This window comes from Chachezhania sediminis, from assembly GCF_009765275.1.
GTDB classification, from domain to species: Bacteria; Pseudomonadota; Alphaproteobacteria; order Rhodobacterales; family Rhodobacteraceae; genus Chachezhania; species Chachezhania sediminis.
This window is the reverse complement of sequence record NZ_VOPH01000002.1, coordinates 875,699-892,063: the sequence shown is the minus strand read 5'-3', so window position 1 is coordinate 892,063 and position 16,365 is coordinate 875,699. Positions and strand designations below refer to the sequence as shown.

Here is a 16,365-nt window from a genome sequence, read left to right as displayed (position 1 = left end):
CGAAGCCGGCCTCCGCGGGTGCTCATCAATTAGACAGAGCAGATGATGATTCGGCGTCAGAGACCGCCGACATCCCGCAGCAATGCGATCACATCCGCCACGCCCTGCCGCTGACGCAGGCTGGTGAAGACAAAGGGCCGGTCGCCCCGCATCCGCCGCGCGTCGCGCTCCATCACGCCCAGATCGGCGCCCACATAGGGGGCCAGGTCGGTCTTGTTGATGACCAGCACGTCCGACTTGGTGATGGCCGGGCCGCCCTTGCGGGGGATCTCCTCGCCCGCGGCCACGTCGATCACGTACAGCGTCACGTCCGCCAGTTCCGGGCTGAAGGTTGCCGACAGGTTGTCGCCGCCGGATTCGATCAGAACGATTTCCACCCCCGGATGCCGCTTCACCATCTCGGCCACGGCAGCCAGGTTGATCGAGGCATCTTCGCGGATCGCCGTATGCGGGCAGCCGCCGGTTTCCACCCCGATGATGCGGTCCTGCGGCAGGACCTGCAGGCGCATCAACGCCTCGGCATCTTCCTGGGTATAGATGTCGTTGGTGACGACACCGACGGAATGGCTGTCGCGCAATGCCTCGCACAGGGCGGCGGTCAGGGTCGTCTTGCCGGCGCCCACCGGGCCGCCAATGCCCACGCGCAGGGGGCCGTTCATGTCCTTCATGTGCGGAAACTCCGGGAATAGAGCGTTTCGTGGGTCATGGACGCGATGTCGGCTGCAAGGGCGGTGCCGCTCAGCGCATCCAGGTCACCGTTCAGCGTCTCACGCGCGACGGCGACGCACAAGGGGGCGAGAGATGCCAGTACCCCCTGCCCTTCGGTCTGGCCCAGGGGGACAGCCCTGATCGCGGCCGAGACGAGGTTCGCGGCAAAGGCATGCAGGAACCAGGTGGCGACGGTCTCTTGCGGCAGATCGCACAGCCGCGCGGCACGACCGACGGCCACGGGATAGGTCAGGTCCACCAAAGCCACACCGTGCAGCGCGGCCGTTGTCCGGCAGAAGGCGGCGCCCATCAGCTCCGTCTCCATCAGCCGTTCGCGCGACGGGGCGAAGGCGCGGGCCGTGGCGTCGATTTCGGCGATGTCTTCGGGGGTTCCGGCCAAATAGGCCGCCGACAGGAACAGAGCGTCGGACCGGCCCGATCCGTGGTCGATGAGGATCCGGGCCCAGTGGTCCAGGTCCCGGGCACTGATCAGCTCGCCCGCCTCGATGACCGATTCCAGGCCATGGGAATAGGCAAAGGCCCCCACCGGGTAGGCAGGGGAAAACCATTGCGCCAATGTCAGAAGATTGGTGTCAGTGGCTGTGACCATGGGTCCGCCCGTGACCGTAGGCCCCGCCTTCCGGCGTAAAGGGCTCCGTCACCTCGCGCACCGTGCAGCCCAGCTTTCCAAGCAGATCGGCGATCACGTGGTCCGGCTGGATCAGCAGCCGCCCCGCCTCGATCTGGCAGGGCGTGTGCCGATTGCCGATATGCCAGGCGATCCGCGTCAGATCCTCGGACTGGACCTCAAGGAGGGGCTCGGGGGCGGCGACGATCTCGATCTCCTCGTTGTCCGAGGTGATCAGGACGCCGCCATGGTCCAGCGAGGTGGTCTTGGGCAGATCCACCAGTATCTTGCGGCCGTCCTCCAGCGTCAGGACACGCCTGCGGATGAAACGGCCTTCGTAGTCGAGGTGCAGACGGCCCGCCGGTGCGGACCGATGTGCATGCGCGTGATAGTTTCGCGCCTCTAGCCGCAACGCAGCATCATCGGATGCTGCGCGTGCATCTTTCGGTCCGGATTCAGGGGCGGTCATGGCCGCACCTGCTGTGTCCGGGGATCGACGATCAGATCCAGTAGCCCGGCGACAGGACGTAGCGGGCGATGTCTTCGCGCTTCAGGCCGCGGCTGGCCAGATCGGCGTCGCTCAGCGATTCCAGGGCGCGGATTTGCTTCATCTTCGAGCTGTTTTCGGCCATTGCGACCAGTGCGTTGCCAATCGAGCCGAAGATGCGGCTGATTGCGGATTGTGCTGCGCCGGCGGCCGGTGCGTTCACGGTGATGTTTGCCATAGGAGATGTATCCTTGTTTAAAGATCAATCCCCTCCCTTGGCACCGAAAATATGCTGCAACTGCAGCATTGGGTAGTCCCGTTCGCGAATAGCCGATGTGCAGGAAATGCAAGGCAAGCCCTTTCATGTCGACCTCAGAACAGGAAATAGCGTTGGGCCATCGGCAGTTCCTCGGCCGGCTGGCAGGTCAGAAGCTCTCCGTCGGCGCGGACTTCGTAGGTTTCCGGGTTCACCTCGACATGAGGCGTCGCGGTGTTCAGCAGCAGGTCGGCCTTTGAAATCGCCCGGGTGTTCGCCACTGCGACGGTTTCCTTGGCCAGGCCCAACCTGGCTCCGATGCCGTTGGCCTGCGCCGCAGCCGACACGAACAGTGCGGCCGACTTTTCCACCGCACGGCCGTAGGCGCCGAACATGTGGCGGGTATAGACGGGCTGCGGCGTGGGAATCGACGCGTTCGGGTCGCCCATCTGTGCCACGACGATCATGCCGCCCATCAGCACCATCTCCGGCTTCACGCCGAAGAAGGCCGGGCTCCACATCACCAGATCGGCGCGCTTGCCCACCTCGATCGACCCGATCTCGGCCGACAGGCCATGCGCGATGGCGGGGTTGATCGTGTACTTTGCGACATAGCGGCGGACCCGGAAATTGTCGTTCTGGCCCGTCTCTTCGGCCAGACGCCCGCGCTGCTTCTTCATCTTGTCGGCGGTCTGCCAGGTGCGGATGATCACCTCGCCGATGCGGCCCATGGCCTGGCTGTCCGACGCGATGATCGAAAAGGCGCCCATGTCGTGCAGGATGTCCTCGGCCGCGATGGTTTCGCGCCGGATCCGGCTTTCGGCAAAAGCCACGTCTTCCGGGATCTCGGCATCCAGGTGATGGCAGACCATCAGCATGTCCAGGTGTTCGTCCACGGTGTTCACCGTGAAGGGCCGCGTCGGGTTGGTCGACGCCGGCAGGACGAAGGATTCGCCGCAAATCTTGATGATGTCGGGCGCATGGCCGCCGCCCGCGCCTTCGGTGTGGAAGGCGTGGATCGTCCGGCCTTTCAGAGCCGCGACGGTGTTTTCGACGAAGCCGGATTCGTTCAGCGTGTCGGTATGGATCATCACCTGCACGTCCATGTCGTCGGCCACCGACAGGCAGCAGTCGATGGCGCCCGGCGTGGTGCCCCAGTCCTCGTGCAGCTTCAGCGCGCAGGCGCCGGCCTCGACCATTTCGACCAGCGCCGCGGGTTGCGAGGCATTGCCCTTGCCCGCCAGGCCGAAGTTCATCGGGAAGGCATCCAGCGACTGCAGCATCCGCCCGATATGCCAGGGGCCGGGCGTGCAGGTGGTGGCCAGCGTGCCGTGCGCGGGTCCGGTGCCGCCGCCCAGCATGGTGGTCAGGCCGGAATGCAGCGCGTCCTCGATCTGCTGCGGGCAGATGAAGTGGATGTGGCTGTCGAAACCGCCCGCGGTGACGATCTTGCCTTCGCCCGCGATGGCTTCGGTCCCCGGACCCACGATGATGTTCACGCCAGGCTGCGTGTCGGGGTTGCCGGCCTTGCCGATGGCCGCGATGCGGCCGTCGCGCAGGCCGATATCCGCCTTGTAGATGCCCGTCACGTCCAGGATCAGCGCATTGGTGATCACCGTGTCGACCGCACCCGCGGCCCGCGTCGCCTGGCTTTGCCCCATGCCGTCGCGGATCACCTTGCCGCCGCCGAACTTGACCTCCTCGCCATAGGTGGTCAGGTCTTTCTCAACCTCGATGATCAGGTCGGTGTCGGCCAGCCGCAGCTTGTCGCCCGTGGTCGGGCCGAACATGTGGGCATAATCGGTACGCGAGATACGTGCGGGCATTGGCGGCCTCCGGTACGGACTGTCAGAGCTTCAGTTTCATGTGGATGACGCGGTCATCATCGGCCTGAAAGGCATTCGGGTCGGTGTAATATTCGAAACCCAGGCTTTCATAGAGCGGCAGCGCCTCGACATGGCGGTAAAGCGCATCCAGCCAGACGGTGCCGTAGCCGATGGCGCGGGCCTCGGCGACCAGCGCCTGGCCCAGCTTGCGGCCAAGCCCAAGACCCCGGGCGCTGTCGCGGACGAACATGCGGTTCATCTCGCCATCGTTGTCCCCGTGGGGCTGCAGAAGGACCATCCCCACCGGCACACCGTTCGCCAGCGCCAGAAAGCTTTCGCCCCGGGGCGGCAGGAAGGTGTCGGCAAACCGCTCCAGCCCACCGGCCACGTCGGTTTCACTCAGGTAGGCGTCCAGCGTGTCGTGCATTTCGGGATATCGTTCGCGCAGGGCATCGAAGAATTCCCAGACCAGCGCCTTCGCGGCCTCGATCTCGGCCGCGCTGCGGATGCGGATCACGCCGGTATAACCCGGGCCTGCCGCCGCTCCGGTCGGGACGGTGGCGGTACTGTCCTGCGCCGGGCCAGACTGCCCCATCCTGCTGGTCCCCCCCCCTGTCGGCCGGCTCAGTCGAGCGGGCCCATGACCTTCTGGTTGAAGCCCCAGATCACCCGCGCCCCGCCGATCGCGATCAGCTGGACCTCGCGCTTCTGGCCCGGTTCGAACCGGACGGCGGTGCCTGCCGCGATGTCCAGCCGCATGCCGCGGGCGGCGTCACGGTCGAAATCCAGCGCCGGGTTCGTCTCGGCGAAATGATAGTGCGAACCGACCTGCACGGGGCGGTCGCCGGTATTTGCGACCATCAGGGTGATCGCCTCGCGCCCTTCGTTCAGGACGATGTCGCCTTCGGCCGGGAAAAGCTCTCCGGGGATCATGCCACCACTCGGGCGCGGCGGCGGCGAACCAGGCCGGTGCCCACGGCCAGCGCGATCACGGCCAGGCCCGCGACGATGGTCATGGTGCTGTCGTGGGTGTGCGCCTCGCCGGTCGCATGGGCAAATGCCGGGGCGGCGCCCAGTGCAAGGACCGCGGCTGCCGCTGCAAATCGTTTCATGATCTTTCTCCTGGTTCTTCAAGAATTGGGTAGAATGGCGGGCCGAAGGCGCGGTCCTAGCGGATCGGGTTGTGAACGGTGACAAGCTTGGTGCCATCGGGGAACGTCGCCTCGACCTGCACCTCGTGGATCATTTCCGGCACGCCAGTCATGCACTGGTCGCGCGTGATGACATGGGCGCCCGCCTCCATCATGTCGGCGACGGACCGGCCGTCGCGGGCGCCTTCGACCACCGCGTCGGTGATCAGCGCGATGGCTTCGGGATGGTTCAGCTTGACCCCACGGGCCAGACGCTTGCGCGCAACCTCGGCCGCCATGGCGACCATCAGCTTGTCTTTCTCGCGGGGGGTCAATTGCATGTCAGATCTTCCACGGTCTTGGAATTTCGGTACGAGCGAGCAGTTCCAGCGCCGGAACCAGCGCAAGGCGCAGCACGTAACTGTCCGGCGCCAGCGCACGCAGGACCAGCATTCCGCCGCGCACAAGGCTGACCCCGGCACGAAGTCCCCTGCCGGACAAGTCCTGCACGAGCCGGCGCAGCGCGTCCAGATGCAGTTCCACATCTTCGCGAATGTGAACCACCGTTGCCATGGCGCCCGCCCCCGCCCCGCGGGCCGGCTCGGCCATCTGGCCGTCCACGTCGCCCGACAGCTTCAGCGCATCCAGGAACAGCGGGCGGCCGTCGCGGCGGATCTCGATCCGGTCGTCGAAACGGATGTCTTTCAGGCGTTCGCCCATAGCCTGCCGGCCGAAGACCAGCGCCTCGACCATCAGAAAAGAGGCGGCGCCAGTCAGGTCCACATGCAGCCGGCGGCGAAAACCCGATCCTTCGAACAGGATAGTTTCCTGCGGCAGCCAGAAAAGTTCCGCCCCGTCGTCGACTGTCAGATGGGTATCCTGCCGGCCGGTTTCGCCCGGCTGCGCGCGATAGGCGCGTTCGGCCGCCTGGGTGGTAAGGGTCAGCCCCGTCCCCGTCTGCGCCCGGACCGAAGTCGTGAACCGGTCGCCCCCGGTGATTCCCCCGGCCGTGTTCAGAAGCACAGAGGTCGTCCGCAGAGCGGTGCGCGGAAACAGCATCCGCAGCGAGCCCGAGGTCCGCAACCTGTCGATCCCGGTCCGGCCCGCCGACGGTTTGACCGACAGATCTGCCGTGCCCAAGGCCCGGGGCGGGCCCGCGGTCCGGGACTGCGATGCGATATCGGTCGAGGTTTGAATCGGACGCTCCGCCCATCACGTTGAAGTGCGATACCCATTTCGGCGCCCTGCCCGAAATCGTCCATCCGCTTCCCGACCCAAGGCTCCACATCCATGGGTATTGCGTAGCCCTCGGGCCTATCAAGCGTAAATTGCGTAATAAATGCGCAAGCATGGTATTTCACAGCCATTGGCCACGCTCCCCCGCCGAAAGACGCCCAGATCGGCGTCAATCCGCCTTGGGCTATCGGCAGGTTGCCGCTTTTTCAGGATCCATGCAGGGTCCGCACCGGACAGTGATCGGCAGGCAAAATGGATTCGGTTCTCTTCATTCTCTACAAATCGGCCTTCTACCTGATCCGGGCAGATACCCTTCTGATCCTGCTGGCATCGGGGACATTCGTCTGTCTTCTGGCCGGACGGCTGCGTCCGGCGCGATGGATGGCCGGCATTCTTTGCCTGACCATGCTGGCGATCGCGACCGTCCCGGTCGGGCGGTTCCTGATGCTGCCCCTGGAACGCAGCTACCCGCCGGATCCCGACGTGGACGACATCGCCGGCATCATCGTTCTGGGCGGAGCCGAGGAGTTCGGGGCCAGTACATGGTGGAACCACCCCCTAGTCAACGACGGCGGCGAACGCTTCACCGAGGCGCTGGCCCTGTCGCGGCGGTTCCCGGCGGCGCCGGTCCTGTTCACGGGTGGGCTGCCCACCCTGCAGGGCGCGCGACCGGGCGCCCGGAACATCGGCGAATGGGTGCTGACCGATCTGGGCATCGATCCCGCACGGCTGGTGATCGAACCCGCTTCGCGCAACACGGCCGAAAACGCGCGCTTCCTGCTGGAGATGTCGCCCGACGGCGGCGGCCGGCCCTGGCTTCTGGTCACCAGCGGTTTTCACATGCGCCGATCGGTCGAAACCTTCTGCCAGGCGGGCTGGACCAAACTGGTGCCCTGGCCCACGGATTTCCGGACGACCGCGTGGAACGGCCGCCCGGACTGGGCCTTTTCATCTCACCTGGCCGAACTGATCCTGGCCGGAAAGGAATGGTTGGGCCTTCTGGGCTATCGCCTGACTGGCCGTGGAACCGACCCGAAGACGGTTTCCTGTCTTGCCCCCGGGATACGCCCGGTTTGACCAGCAGGGCCGGAACCTTTACCCCATGCGGAACACCGACTGCGATCATTCACCGATCCGGAGCACAATGAAGATCGTTTTCCACGCCGGCGCGCATTTCACCCAGTCCGACAGGCTGATGAAATGCCTGTTGCGAAACAGCGAAGATTTCGCCGAGCGTCGTGTCGCCGTCCCGGGCCCCGCGCGCTACCGCTCCCTGTTCAAGACCATTTTCCAGGCGCCGCCCGATGCCGATCCCGCCCCCGACACGCGCGAAATCCTGATCGACGCCGTGCTGGACGATGACGAGGTCGAGCGCGTGATCCTGTCGAACGAACATTTCTTCGGCGCCTTCGGATCGGCACTGGGGTCCGGGCGCTTCTATCCCGACGCCCCCCGGCGGATCGAGCTTCTGTGCGGGATCTTCCGGCCCGACGACGTCGAGATGGTGCTGGCGGTCCGCAATCCCGCGACCTTTCTGCCCGAGATCCGGGCCCAGATGATCCATCGCAACACGGCGCATGACATGCTGGCCGGGACCGATCCCCTTGCCCTGCGCTGGTCGGACACGATCAGGCGGATCCGCCGTACGGCGCCGAACATGCCGATCACCATCTGGTGCAACGAGGACGCGCCCCTGATCTGGCCGCAGGTGCTGCGCCGGATCGCGGGATACGGCCGGGACGAAAAGATCGTCGGCGGGCTGGAAGCGCTGTCGGACGTGATGACGGTCGAGGGTCTGAAGCGGCTGCGCGCCTATGTCCGCCTGCTGGACAACCCGTCGGCAGACCGGATCCGGCAGCTGATGCTGGCCTTCCTTGAAAAGTACTCGGTCGAAGACCTGATGGAGGAAGAGATCGACATGCCCGGCTGGACCGACGACACGATCGAGACGCTGACCCAGTTTTATGACGAAGACATGGAAGTCATGCAGCAACTGCCCGGGGTCACCGTGCTGTTTCCGTGACGCCCGCGGCATCCGGCAGGTCCGGCCTGCCGCGATGCCTGCAAGGATCGTGCCCGCACCGCGACCGGCGCGGGCCGGACGCGCGTCAGGACATGCCCAGCGCTTCCTTGTACATTTCCAACACCGCCTCTTCCTCGGCGATGTCGTCCTTGTCGCGCTTGCGGAGCGCGATGACCTTGCGCATCACCTTGGTGTCGTAGCCACGACCCTTGGCCTCGGCCATCACCTCTTTCTGCTGCTCGGCGATATCCTTTTTTTCCTGCTCCAGTCGCTCGAACCGTTCGATGAACTGGCGCAGCTCAGCCGCCGTCACCTTGTAGGTCGAATCGACCGACGGACCGTCACTGACGTCGTAATCTTCCATGCCTCGTACCCTTCTCGGATGGTGCCACTGCTCGCGGTGGGTCGGGGGGATACATGGACGATCCGGACCCGGCAAGGCAAGATCTCCCGGGCAATCGGGCGCTTGATCGCCCACCCGTCTTGCGATAGCCGCGGGCGGATACCGTTCACCGTGACAGGAAAGCCGCCATGTTCGACATCATCATCTGGGCCGGCGCGGTCCTGTCGCTTGCGGGTGTGGCCGGGCTGTTCTGGTGCGTGCTGAAGGTCGTCCGGGCCCGCCGCAAGGGCCTGAACGACGACGAACTGCGCGTCGTGCTGCAATCCATCGTGCCGCTGAACCTGGCCGCACTGCTGGTATCGGCCCTGGGCCTGGCCCTGGTCGCGGTGGGCGTCATCCTGGGCTGACGCCCGGCCCGACCTGTCAGATCGGCAGCGACTGTCAGATCGGCAGCGACTGTCAGATCGGAAGATTATCGAAGGTCGCCTCGACCCGTTCGGCAACCAGCGTTTCCTCCAGCTCGCGCCAGCGGGCGGGAATCGGCTCGCCCGAATTGCGCATCTTCTGCAGGGCACCGCGGAATTCGGGCTCCAGCACCAGGCGCGTACCGACATCGGCCGCATCGATGCGGGCTTCCAGGGCCTTGATCTGGCGCGACAGGTCATGCTTGCTCATAGCGTCTTCTCCCCTCCGACAGGCCGGTCCCCGCGCCACGGATCAACCCATGGCAGACCAGAATCGACCACGCACACCCTAGCACATGGCGCGCCGGATGTGGACGCCGTCCCGGACCGCTTTGGATATACGGGACATTGTCGCGACGCGACGGCAAGGGCCGGAACACCCTTGCAATACATTCACAAAAATGTATATGTGTTTCGACCACAGATGGAGAGTCACATGACACCCCAAGTGAAAGCCTTTTTCGACGAAGCCACCTTCACCGTCTCCTATGTCGTGAAGGAGCCCGAGGGCAGCGCCTGCGCGATCGTCGACAGCGTGCTGGACTTCGACCATGCGTCGGGCCGCACCGACACGCGTTCGGCGGATGCGATCATCGCCTATGTCCAGGATCAGGGCCTGAAGGTCGAATGGATCCTGGAAACCCATGTCCATGCCGACCACCTGTCCGCCGCGCCCTATATCCAGGAAAAGGTCGGCGGCAAGATCGGCATCGGCGAACGGATCACCGTGGTGCAGGATACATTCGGCAAGGTCTTCAACGAAGGCACCGAGTTCCAGCGCGACGGTTCGCAGTTCGATGCGCTGTTCAGGGATGGCGACAGCTTCCATATCGGCCAGCTGCGCGGCGACGTGCTGCACACGCCGGGCCATACGCCGGCCTGTCTGACCTATGTCATCGGCGACTCGGCCTTCGTGGGCGACACGCTGTTCATGCCGGATTTCGGCACCGCGCGCTGCGACTTCCCGGGCGGGTCGTCGGAAACGCTGTTCAAGTCGATCCAGAAGATCCTTGCTCTGCCGGACGACACCAAGATCTTCGTCGGCCACGACTACAAGGCACCGGGTCGTGACGAATACGCCTGGGAAACCACCGTGGGCGAACAGAAGGCGCTGAACATCCATGTAGGCCAGGGCAAGCCGATCGAGGATTTCGTGGCAATGCGCGATGCGCGGGACGCGACGCTGGCGATGCCGCGGCTGATCCTTCCGTCGCTGCAGGTGAACATGCGCGCAGGTCAGATGCCGCCGCCGGACGAACAGGGCAACGTCTTCCTGAAACTGCCCGTAAACAAACTCTGACGGAGAGGTCATGGATCACGACTGGATCATGGGCCTGATCGGCGGCGCGCTGATCGGGCTGGGAGGTGCGGTGTACCTTCTTGGCAACGGCCGCATCATGGGGGCCAGCGGCATCATCGGCGGGCTGGTCGACGGAACCGGCTGGTCGACAGCTGCGGAACGGCTGGTCTTCCTGGCCGGCCTTTTTCTGGCACCCACGGCGCTTTACGTGCTGACCGGGATGGAGAAGACGACCAACGTCACGTCCAACTGGTTCGTGATCGTGGCCGCGGGCCTTCTGGTCGGCGTGGGCACGCGGATCGCGAACGGCTGTACTTCCGGTCACGGTGTCTGCGGCATCTCGCGCTTCTCGCTGCGGGGCATGGTCGCCACCGTATTCTACATTCTGGCCGGCGGCATCATGCTGACGCTGATGCGCCATGTCTTCGGGGTGATCTGATGCGTCTGCTTCTTTCCCTGATCGCGGGGTCGCTGTTCGGCACCGGCCTGTTCCTGTCGGGCATGACCGACACCACCAAGGTGCAGGGCTGGCTTGACGTCTTCGGCAACTGGGACCCGACGCTGGCCTTCGTAATGGGCGGCGCGATCATCCCGATGATGATCGCCTGGCAACTGACCCGCGGCCGTCATCCGCTGGTGGGCGGGGAATTCCCCACCCCGCCCAAGCACGAGATCGGGCACCGCCTGGTCGTGGGGTCGGTCCTTTTCGGCATGGGCTGGGGTCTGGCCGGGCTGTGCCCCGGACCGTCCATCGCATCGCTGTCCTATGGCGGCGCCGGCGGGCTGGTCTTCGTCGCCGCCATGCTGGTCGGCATGGGGGCGGCGCCGGCCATAGGCGCCCGCATCGACCGGATCGCGGCAGCCTGAGCTGCACCGCTTCGATCTGCCAGGCCGCGTCCCCACCCCGGGGGCGCGGCCTTCTTGTTTCGCGGCCCCTTCGGAACCTGAAACGTTCTCTCTGCTTCTGACAGACGTACCCTTCCGATGTCCCCCGTCCCATCGCTGCGGTGCAGGATGGACAGGTCCTGACCCTAGTCGTCGCCCAGATCGCCAAGGTCCATCGACATGGGCGTGCCCATCGGCAGGTCGGGCAGATCGTCCTCTCCGCCAAGGGGCGGAAGGTCCGACAAGTCACCGTCGCCCTCCAGCGGCGGCAGACCGTCCCCTCCACCCAGCGGAGGCAGGCCGCCATCGTCATCGCCACCGAAGGCCGGAAGATCCGAGAATCCGGCATCCCCCCCAGGGGGGGGCAGGTCATCCGCTTCGGCATCGGCCCCCCAGGCTGGCAGATCGCCCGCGCCGTCGCCGTCGTCGCCGAAGGCCATGCCGGCACCGGCACTGAAGCCCCCCATCGGCGGCAGACCGTCCATTGCCCCGGCCATGGCGCCCCCCATGCCGAAACCGCCGACAGAAGCGGGGCCGGCGGGTTCGAAGGCTTCGCCCGGATCCGGACGGGCACGCAGTTCCGGCGGCTCATTCATCCGCAGCGCACGCATGCCACCCGCCTGCCCCAGCCGCGCCACCGCCACCTTTCCGCCCGCGATGGTGCGCAGTTCCGTCCGGGCCAGATCGCCATCCGTCAGTTCCAGCAACATCCCCGGCGCCAGGCGGGCAAAGCGCGACAACGGCATCCGGATCCGCCCCAGCACCGCCGTCAGTTCCGCCCGGATCACGCCGGCCGCCTGATCCAGATGCGGGCCGCGGGGGCCGGCCGCTTCCTCTCCCTGCTCCTCTTCCGTCAGGTCCGGCAGAGCAAAACGCACGACGCTTTGCACCTTGCCGTGGGCGATATCCAGCGTCAGATCGAACACGCGATAGCGATCGTCTTCCAGCGCCAGGACAAGATCCTGCACGTCCGCCGCCCGCGCGCCGAAGCGATAGCCAGTCAGGCAGCGGCGATCATGCTCGACCTCGGCCAGGTCGGCAGCCCGCGACAGGATCCCTTCGATCAGCGGCTCGGCCAACGCGGCATCGGTGTCGGTGAAGGGCCGGTCGGACGGGGTGCCGCCCGTCACCTCGCCCATGGTCTGCTGCTGGATCAGGACCATGACGGCAGAAGGATCGAAGCTGGCCATGCCGAAGCGCCCGTCGGGCCCGTCCAGCAGCACCAGAAGCCAGTTGTCCGAAAAATGACGGCGCAGATCGTCGATCATGCAACGATCCTGCGTGGCACCGATGGCAGCGACAGGCAGGTCGAACAGGTCGTCGGCGGTGCGCGCAGCCGCCAGGCGCAGCGCCCGCAGCGCCGTCCTTTCGGTGGTCGAGGCGCCGGCCTTGGCCGCCGACAGCTTGCGCGCCAGCGCCGCCGCCGGGCCCCTGCCCGCAGCCGCCCTGGCAGCCGAAGCTGCAGAAGCCGTCGCCGAAGCGGCCGGATCGCCCCCGGCCGGGTCCGTCTCAACCTCGTTCGTCGCCGTCGATGCCATTGCCTGCATCCGCCCCGATCGCGCCATCCCCACATCCAAGCGCAAGTCATAGCGCGCAGGACGTTACGATTCGCTTTACCGCGATGCCGAAGGGCTCAGGCCGGGACCGGAACGTGGACAAGCGGCAGCGTCACCCGGAAGGCCGCGCCCCGGTGCCCCTGGAGATAGGAGATGTCGCCCCCCAGCCGCAGCAGGATCTCGCGGCAGATCGCCAGGCCCAGACCCGCGCCACCGGCCTTTTCGGCGTGGACACGTGAAAACTTCTCGAAAACTGTGGCTTGCGCCTCGGCCGGGATGCCGCCGCCATTGTCGATGAAGTCCACGGCCACGCCGCTTGACAGACTGTGCACCTCGATCGTCAGTTCGGGTCGCGCCGCGTCGCAGTATTTCTGCGCGTTGGTGATCAGGTTGATGAAGACCTGTGCCAGCCGGTCCAGATCCGTCTCGACCTCGACCGCTTCGGCCACCCGCCGCCGCCGCACCGTCAGCGGCCGGTCGGCACCTGCCAGCGCCGCATCGACCGCGCGGTCCAGGACGTCGCCCAGCCGGCCCTGGCGCAGGTTCAGGGTGACCCGTCCGTTTTCCAGAACGCTCAGGTCCAGCAGGTCGTCCAGCAGACGCGTCAGCCGCAGCGCCTCGTCATGGATGATGTTGGCATAGCGGGTCTGGTCCACGGGCCCCAGCCCTTCGGCATCCCGCAGGATCTCGGAAAAGGCCCGGATCGAGGTCATGGGCGTCCGCAATTCGTGGCTGACCTGGCTTAGAAACGCGTCCTTCTGAAGGCTGATCTGGGTCAGCTTCTGGTTCGCCTCGCGCAACTGGTGCAGGGTCCGGGCCAGTTCGTCCGACTTCGCTTCCAGCTGAGACGAATATTCCAGCATCTGGGCGCTTTCATCCGCCACGGCCAGCAGGTCTTCGACCGACACCGACGACCGGCCGACGATCTGGTCGACCATGGCATGGGCCGTAGCAGCCCCCACCGCCCCCGACAGGACGCGTTCCAGACGCTCCAGGAAGGCAGGCGTCGGCGTGGGCAGGTGGCCGGTGACGCCCTGCCGCTTTGCCTCGGCCTCGAACAGGGCCTGTGCCTCGGTCGCGCCCAGCAGGCGCTGGGTCATGATCATCAGGTCCTCGCTTTGCGCGACGGACCCGGTCCAGCGGCGAGTGGCTGTCGAATGGTCGAACACGTTGACGAACTGCGCCCCCTGCAGGCGTTCCAGCGGGCTGGGAAAGCTGACGACGGACACCGCGCAAAAGACCGTCGTGTTCAGGGCCAGGCTGAACAGCACCGAATGGACCAGCGGGTCGAGCCCCACGAAGCCGAAAAGCGCCTGCGGCTTCAGCCAAGTCAGGCCGAAGGGGCCGTCGGCCATGATCTCCGGCGGCAGAAGGCCGCTGCCAATGCCCGGCAAAAGCAGCGTGTAGACCCAGAGGACGAAGCCCACCGTCAGCCCGGTCAGCGCACCGATCCGGGTGGCACCACGCCAGAAGATGCCGCCGATCATGGCCGGCAGGATCTGGGCCACGCCGGCAAAGGCGATCAGCCCGATCGAGGCCAGCGCCGCGCCGCCCCCCGACAGCGAGTAATAGAAATACCCCAGCCCCATGATCACGGCGATGGAGATCCGCCTTGCCGTCAGCACCACGGCCCGCGCATCGCCCGAGACCTGGGCGCCGGATGTCTTGAAGGCCAGCCAGATCGGCATGACCAGGTGGTTCGACACCATCGTCGACAGCGCCATTGCCGCCACGATCACCATCGAGGTGGCAGAAGAAAATCCGCCCAGAAAGGCCAGCATCGCCAGCGCGGTTTCGCCCTTTTCCAGGGGCAGGGTCAGCACGAACAGGTCCGGGTTCGCGCCGTCCGGCATCACCTCCAGACCCACGGCGGCGATGGGAATCACGAAAAGGCTCATCAGCATCAGGTAGAGCGGGAAGGCCCAGGCGGCGGTGCGCAGATGGCCTTCGTCCGAATTCTCGACCACCATCACCTGGAACATCCGCGGCAGGGTCAGGAAGGCCGCCGCCGCCAGCGCGGTGATTGTGGCCCATCGGCCGCCGTCGACCTGCCACTGGCCGATGCGCGAGGCATCGATGCGGTCCATCGTGGGGCCGATCCCCCCGGACAGGCCCCATACGACGAAGATGCCGACCGACAGCAACGCCACCAGTTTCACCACCGCCTCCAGCGCCACGGCGGTGACGACACCGTGGTGGCGTTCGTTGGCATCCAGGTTCCGGGTGCCGAAAATGATCGCGAAGACCGCCAGGCCGCCGGCCGCCCAGAACACCGTCTGCGTCTCGGCAAAGGTGCTGCCGCTGTCCATGGCCGAGAAGGCCGCGAAGGACAGGGTGATCGACTGTAATTGCAGCGCGATATAGGGTGTGACCCCGATCACGGCCAGGATGGTGACCGAAATCGCCAGAAGGTTCGACTTGCCATAGCGGGCCGAGACCAGGTCGGCGATGGAGGTCACCCGCTGGCTGCGCCCGATCCGGACAAGTTTCCTTAGCCCCCACCACCAGCCGGCCATGACCAGCGAAGGGCCAAGGTAGATCGTCACGAACTCCATCCCCGACCGGGCGGCGTAGCCCACGGCGCCATAGAAGGTCCAGGCGGTGCAGTAGATCGACAAGGAAAGGGTGTAGATCAGCGGCGATTGCAGCCAGCCGCCGCGGCGCCGTGTGGCCAGCCGTTCGGCGGCAAAGGCCACGACGAACAGGAAGACCACGTAGATCAGGCAGACCAGGACCATGAGGTCGAGGGTCGCCATCAGTCCGCTCCGCCCTCTCCGGTTGTTGGCGGACGGCTCTGAAGGCCGGCGGCCACCGGGCGGGACGGTGTGGAAGGTGTGCCGGGCCAGCCTTCGGGGCCGTCATCCTCGTCGCCGGCCAGACCGCGTTCCAGCCGGCCCAGTGCCACGATAGCCAGGATCAGGACAGCCCAGGCGGCGAAGATGTAGATCAGGATGTCCGACATCGGCATGGCATCGGCGTCGCCTCGGTGCCCGGCCCCAGGCCACAGCAGCGGCAGCAGGAACAGACCCGTACCGAAGATCGGCAGCACCCGGATCGCATCGATGGCGCGACGGCGGCGATAGGTCCGCCGCTCCAGGAAGACCGGGGGTGGCCGTTCGGTCATGCCTGCCCGGCCCCGGCCACCAGGTCGCGCACCGCGGTCAGCACCTCGGCATTGGAAAACGGTTTCGTCATGAAACGGCTGGCACCGGCCCGTTCCGCCATCTCGCGGTCGCGCGACTGGCCGCGGGCGGTCAGCATCAGGACCGGCAGCGCCTTCATCACCTCGGTCGAGCGCAGTTCCTGCAGCACGTCCATCCCGCTTTTGCCCGGAAGCATAACGTCCAGGATGACCAGATCGGGTGCCATGTCCCGGATCACCTGAACCGCATCGGCCCCGTCGGCGTGCACGCGCACCTGCCAGCCCTCCCTCGACAACAAAAAGCGGATTGCCTCGGCAATATTCGCTTCATCCTCGATCAGCAAAACCTTGCGGCCCATCGAGTCCCATCCCTCCCCGACG

At 66.0% G+C, this 16,365-nt stretch carries 22 protein-coding genes; 6 read left to right on the top strand and 16 right to left on the bottom strand.

Going from position 1 to position 16,365, the window contains the following annotated elements; all coding sequences use genetic code 11:
- Positions 1–56 precede the first annotated feature (56 nt).
- The 10 genes from ureG to FQK05_RS09115 all read right to left on the bottom strand — a co-directional run bounded on the left by ureG (position 57) and on the right by FQK05_RS09115 (position 6,175).
- Positions 57–668 (bottom strand): urease accessory protein UreG, encoded by a 612-nt coding sequence (gene ureG / locus FQK05_RS09160; protein WP_158965889.1) that lies wholly within the window; start codon positions 666–668, stop codon positions 57–59.
- Entirely contained in the window at positions 665–1,318 is a 654-nt protein-coding gene (locus tag FQK05_RS09155) for an urease accessory protein UreF (RefSeq protein WP_158965887.1), read from the bottom strand. The genes ureG and FQK05_RS09155 overlap by 4 nt, the downstream gene beginning before the upstream one ends.
- The gene (locus tag FQK05_RS09150; RefSeq protein ID WP_158965885.1) at positions 1,302–1,805 is read right to left on the bottom strand and encodes an urease accessory protein UreE; all 504 of its coding nucleotides are present in this window, start codon (positions 1,803–1,805) and stop codon (positions 1,302–1,304) included. Before FQK05_RS09150 ends, FQK05_RS09155 begins: the two co-directional genes overlap by 17 nt.
- A 31-nt stretch (positions 1,806–1,836) precedes the next feature.
- Positions 1,837–2,061 carry a DUF1127 domain-containing protein gene (locus tag FQK05_RS09145; protein ID WP_158965883.1) on the bottom strand — a complete coding sequence of 75 codons (225 nt, stop codon included), beginning with the start codon at positions 2,059–2,061 and terminating at the stop codon, positions 1,837–1,839.
- Positions 2,062–2,195: 134 nt separating this feature from the next.
- Complete coding sequence (gene ureC, locus FQK05_RS09140) at positions 2,196–3,905, bottom strand: urease subunit alpha (protein ID WP_158965881.1); 1,710 nt, start codon at positions 3,903–3,905, stop codon at positions 2,196–2,198.
- 22 nt (positions 3,906–3,927) lie between these two features.
- On the bottom strand, positions 3,928–4,500 hold the full coding sequence (locus FQK05_RS09135) for a GNAT family N-acetyltransferase (protein ID WP_158965879.1): 573 nt from the start codon (positions 4,498–4,500) through the stop codon (positions 3,928–3,930).
- 29 nt (positions 4,501–4,529) lie between these two features.
- Positions 4,530–4,838, bottom strand: a complete 309-nt coding sequence (locus tag FQK05_RS09130) for an urease subunit beta (protein WP_158965877.1) — start codon at positions 4,836–4,838, stop codon at positions 4,530–4,532.
- The gene (locus tag FQK05_RS09125) at positions 4,835–5,017 is read right to left on the bottom strand and encodes a hypothetical protein (RefSeq protein WP_158965875.1); all 183 of its coding nucleotides are present in this window, start codon (positions 5,015–5,017) and stop codon (positions 4,835–4,837) included. Before FQK05_RS09125 ends, FQK05_RS09130 begins: the two co-directional genes overlap by 4 nt.
- Positions 5,018–5,073: 56 nt before the next feature.
- On the bottom strand, positions 5,074–5,376 hold the full coding sequence (locus tag FQK05_RS09120) for an urease subunit gamma (RefSeq protein ID WP_158965873.1): 303 nt from the start codon (positions 5,374–5,376) through the stop codon (positions 5,074–5,076).
- A gap of 1 nt (position 5,377) precedes the next feature.
- Positions 5,378–6,175 (bottom strand): urease accessory protein UreD, encoded by a 798-nt coding sequence (locus tag FQK05_RS09115; protein WP_233270431.1) that lies wholly within the window; start codon positions 6,173–6,175, stop codon positions 5,378–5,380.
- A gap of 348 nt (positions 6,176–6,523) precedes the next feature.
- On the opposite strand from FQK05_RS09115, the gene FQK05_RS09110 reads away from it, so the two are divergent.
- Positions 6,524–7,348, top strand: coding sequence for a YdcF family protein (locus tag FQK05_RS09110; protein ID WP_158965871.1), 825 nt, complete (start codon positions 6,524–6,526; stop codon positions 7,346–7,348).
- Positions 7,349–7,415: 67 nt separating this feature from the next.
- Positions 7,416–8,294, top strand: a complete 879-nt coding sequence (locus FQK05_RS09105) for a hypothetical protein (protein ID WP_158965869.1) — start codon at positions 7,416–7,418, stop codon at positions 8,292–8,294.
- Positions 8,295–8,379: 85 nt separating this feature from the next.
- On the opposite strand, the gene FQK05_RS09100 is transcribed toward FQK05_RS09105, so the two are convergent.
- Positions 8,380–8,658 (bottom strand): DUF2312 domain-containing protein, encoded by a 279-nt coding sequence (locus FQK05_RS09100; RefSeq protein ID WP_158965867.1) that lies wholly within the window; start codon positions 8,656–8,658, stop codon positions 8,380–8,382.
- A gap of 167 nt (positions 8,659–8,825) precedes the next feature.
- Between FQK05_RS09100 and FQK05_RS09095 the strand changes: the two genes are divergently transcribed.
- Positions 8,826–9,044 carry a hypothetical protein gene (locus tag FQK05_RS09095; protein WP_158965865.1) on the top strand — a complete coding sequence of 73 codons (219 nt, stop codon included), beginning with the start codon at positions 8,826–8,828 and terminating at the stop codon, positions 9,042–9,044.
- Between the two features lie 52 nt (positions 9,045–9,096).
- Here FQK05_RS09095 and FQK05_RS09090 read toward each other — a convergent pair whose 3' ends face one another.
- Positions 9,097–9,312 carry a hypothetical protein gene (locus FQK05_RS09090; protein ID WP_158965863.1) on the bottom strand — a complete coding sequence of 72 codons (216 nt, stop codon included), beginning with the start codon at positions 9,310–9,312 and terminating at the stop codon, positions 9,097–9,099.
- Between the two features lie 225 nt (positions 9,313–9,537).
- Between FQK05_RS09090 and FQK05_RS09085 the strand changes: the two genes are divergently transcribed.
- From FQK05_RS09085 to FQK05_RS09075, 3 genes are read left to right on the top strand one after another with little or no spacing between them, the layout of a single operon-like run.
- Positions 9,538–10,401 (top strand): MBL fold metallo-hydrolase, encoded by an 864-nt coding sequence (locus FQK05_RS09085; protein WP_158965861.1) that lies wholly within the window; start codon positions 9,538–9,540, stop codon positions 10,399–10,401.
- Positions 10,402–10,411: 10 nt separating this feature from the next.
- Entirely contained in the window at positions 10,412–10,840 is a 429-nt protein-coding gene (locus FQK05_RS09080) for a YeeE/YedE family protein (protein ID WP_158965859.1), read from the top strand.
- Entirely contained in the window at positions 10,840–11,268 is a 429-nt protein-coding gene (locus tag FQK05_RS09075) for a DUF6691 family protein (protein WP_158965857.1), read from the top strand. The genes FQK05_RS09080 and FQK05_RS09075 overlap by 1 nt, the downstream gene beginning before the upstream one ends.
- Positions 11,269–11,432: 164 nt before the next feature.
- On the opposite strand, the gene FQK05_RS26350 is transcribed toward FQK05_RS09075, so the two are convergent.
- The 4 genes from FQK05_RS26350 to FQK05_RS09055 all read right to left on the bottom strand — a co-directional run bounded on the left by FQK05_RS26350 (position 11,433) and on the right by FQK05_RS09055 (position 16,343).
- Entirely contained in the window at positions 11,433–12,824 is a 1,392-nt protein-coding gene (locus tag FQK05_RS26350) for a FliM/FliN family flagellar motor C-terminal domain-containing protein (protein ID WP_158965855.1), read from the bottom strand.
- 95 nt (positions 12,825–12,919) lie between these two features.
- On the bottom strand, positions 12,920–15,598 hold the full coding sequence (locus FQK05_RS09065) for a sensor histidine kinase (RefSeq protein ID WP_158965853.1): 2,679 nt from the start codon (positions 15,596–15,598) through the stop codon (positions 12,920–12,922).
- Complete coding sequence (locus FQK05_RS09060) at positions 15,598–15,966, bottom strand: hypothetical protein (RefSeq protein WP_158965851.1); 369 nt, start codon at positions 15,964–15,966, stop codon at positions 15,598–15,600. The genes FQK05_RS09065 and FQK05_RS09060 overlap by 1 nt, the downstream gene beginning before the upstream one ends.
- The gene (locus FQK05_RS09055; RefSeq protein ID WP_158965849.1) at positions 15,963–16,343 is read right to left on the bottom strand and encodes a response regulator transcription factor; all 381 of its coding nucleotides are present in this window, start codon (positions 16,341–16,343) and stop codon (positions 15,963–15,965) included. The genes FQK05_RS09060 and FQK05_RS09055 overlap by 4 nt, the downstream gene beginning before the upstream one ends.
- Positions 16,344–16,365 lie beyond the last annotated feature (22 nt).

Coding starts and splice junctions, on each gene's coding strand:
- ureG (WP_158965889.1), bottom strand. CDS start 668: ATGAAGGACATGAACGGCCCCCTGCGCGTGGGCATTGGCGGCCCGGTG.
- FQK05_RS09155 (WP_158965887.1), bottom strand. CDS start 1,318: ATGGTCACAGCCACTGACACCAATCTTCTGACATTGGCGCAATGGTTT.
- FQK05_RS09150 (WP_158965885.1), bottom strand. CDS start 1,805: ATGACCGCCCCTGAATCCGGACCGAAAGATGCACGCGCAGCATCCGAT.
- FQK05_RS09145 (WP_158965883.1), bottom strand. CDS start 2,061: ATGGCAAACATCACCGTGAACGCACCGGCCGCCGGCGCAGCACAATCC.
- ureC (WP_158965881.1), bottom strand. CDS start 3,905: ATGCCCGCACGTATCTCGCGTACCGATTATGCCCACATGTTCGGCCCG.
- FQK05_RS09135 (WP_158965879.1), bottom strand. CDS start 4,500: ATGGGGCAGTCTGGCCCGGCGCAGGACAGTACCGCCACCGTCCCGACC.
- FQK05_RS09130 (WP_158965877.1), bottom strand. CDS start 4,838: ATGATCCCCGGAGAGCTTTTCCCGGCCGAAGGCGACATCGTCCTGAAC.
- FQK05_RS09125 (WP_158965875.1), bottom strand. CDS start 5,017: ATGAAACGATTTGCAGCGGCAGCCGCGGTCCTTGCACTGGGCGCCGCC.
- FQK05_RS09120 (WP_158965873.1), bottom strand. CDS start 5,376: ATGCAATTGACCCCCCGCGAGAAAGACAAGCTGATGGTCGCCATGGCG.
- FQK05_RS09110 (WP_158965871.1), top strand. CDS start 6,524: ATGGATTCGGTTCTCTTCATTCTCTACAAATCGGCCTTCTACCTGATC.
- FQK05_RS09105 (WP_158965869.1), top strand. CDS start 7,416: ATGAAGATCGTTTTCCACGCCGGCGCGCATTTCACCCAGTCCGACAGG.
- FQK05_RS09100 (WP_158965867.1), bottom strand. CDS start 8,658: ATGGAAGATTACGACGTCAGTGACGGTCCGTCGGTCGATTCGACCTAC.
- FQK05_RS09095 (WP_158965865.1), top strand. CDS start 8,826: ATGTTCGACATCATCATCTGGGCCGGCGCGGTCCTGTCGCTTGCGGGT.
- FQK05_RS09090 (WP_158965863.1), bottom strand. CDS start 9,312: ATGAGCAAGCATGACCTGTCGCGCCAGATCAAGGCCCTGGAAGCCCGC.
- FQK05_RS09085 (WP_158965861.1), top strand. CDS start 9,538: ATGACACCCCAAGTGAAAGCCTTTTTCGACGAAGCCACCTTCACCGTC.
- FQK05_RS09080 (WP_158965859.1), top strand. CDS start 10,412: ATGGATCACGACTGGATCATGGGCCTGATCGGCGGCGCGCTGATCGGG.
- FQK05_RS09075 (WP_158965857.1), top strand. CDS start 10,840: ATGCGTCTGCTTCTTTCCCTGATCGCGGGGTCGCTGTTCGGCACCGGC.
- FQK05_RS26350 (WP_158965855.1), bottom strand. CDS start 12,824: ATGGCATCGACGGCGACGAACGAGGTTGAGACGGACCCGGCCGGGGGC.
- FQK05_RS09065 (WP_158965853.1), bottom strand. CDS start 15,598: ATGGCGACCCTCGACCTCATGGTCCTGGTCTGCCTGATCTACGTGGTC.
- FQK05_RS09060 (WP_158965851.1), bottom strand. CDS start 15,966: ATGACCGAACGGCCACCCCCGGTCTTCCTGGAGCGGCGGACCTATCGC.
- FQK05_RS09055 (WP_158965849.1), bottom strand. CDS start 16,343: ATGGGCCGCAAGGTTTTGCTGATCGAGGATGAAGCGAATATTGCCGAG.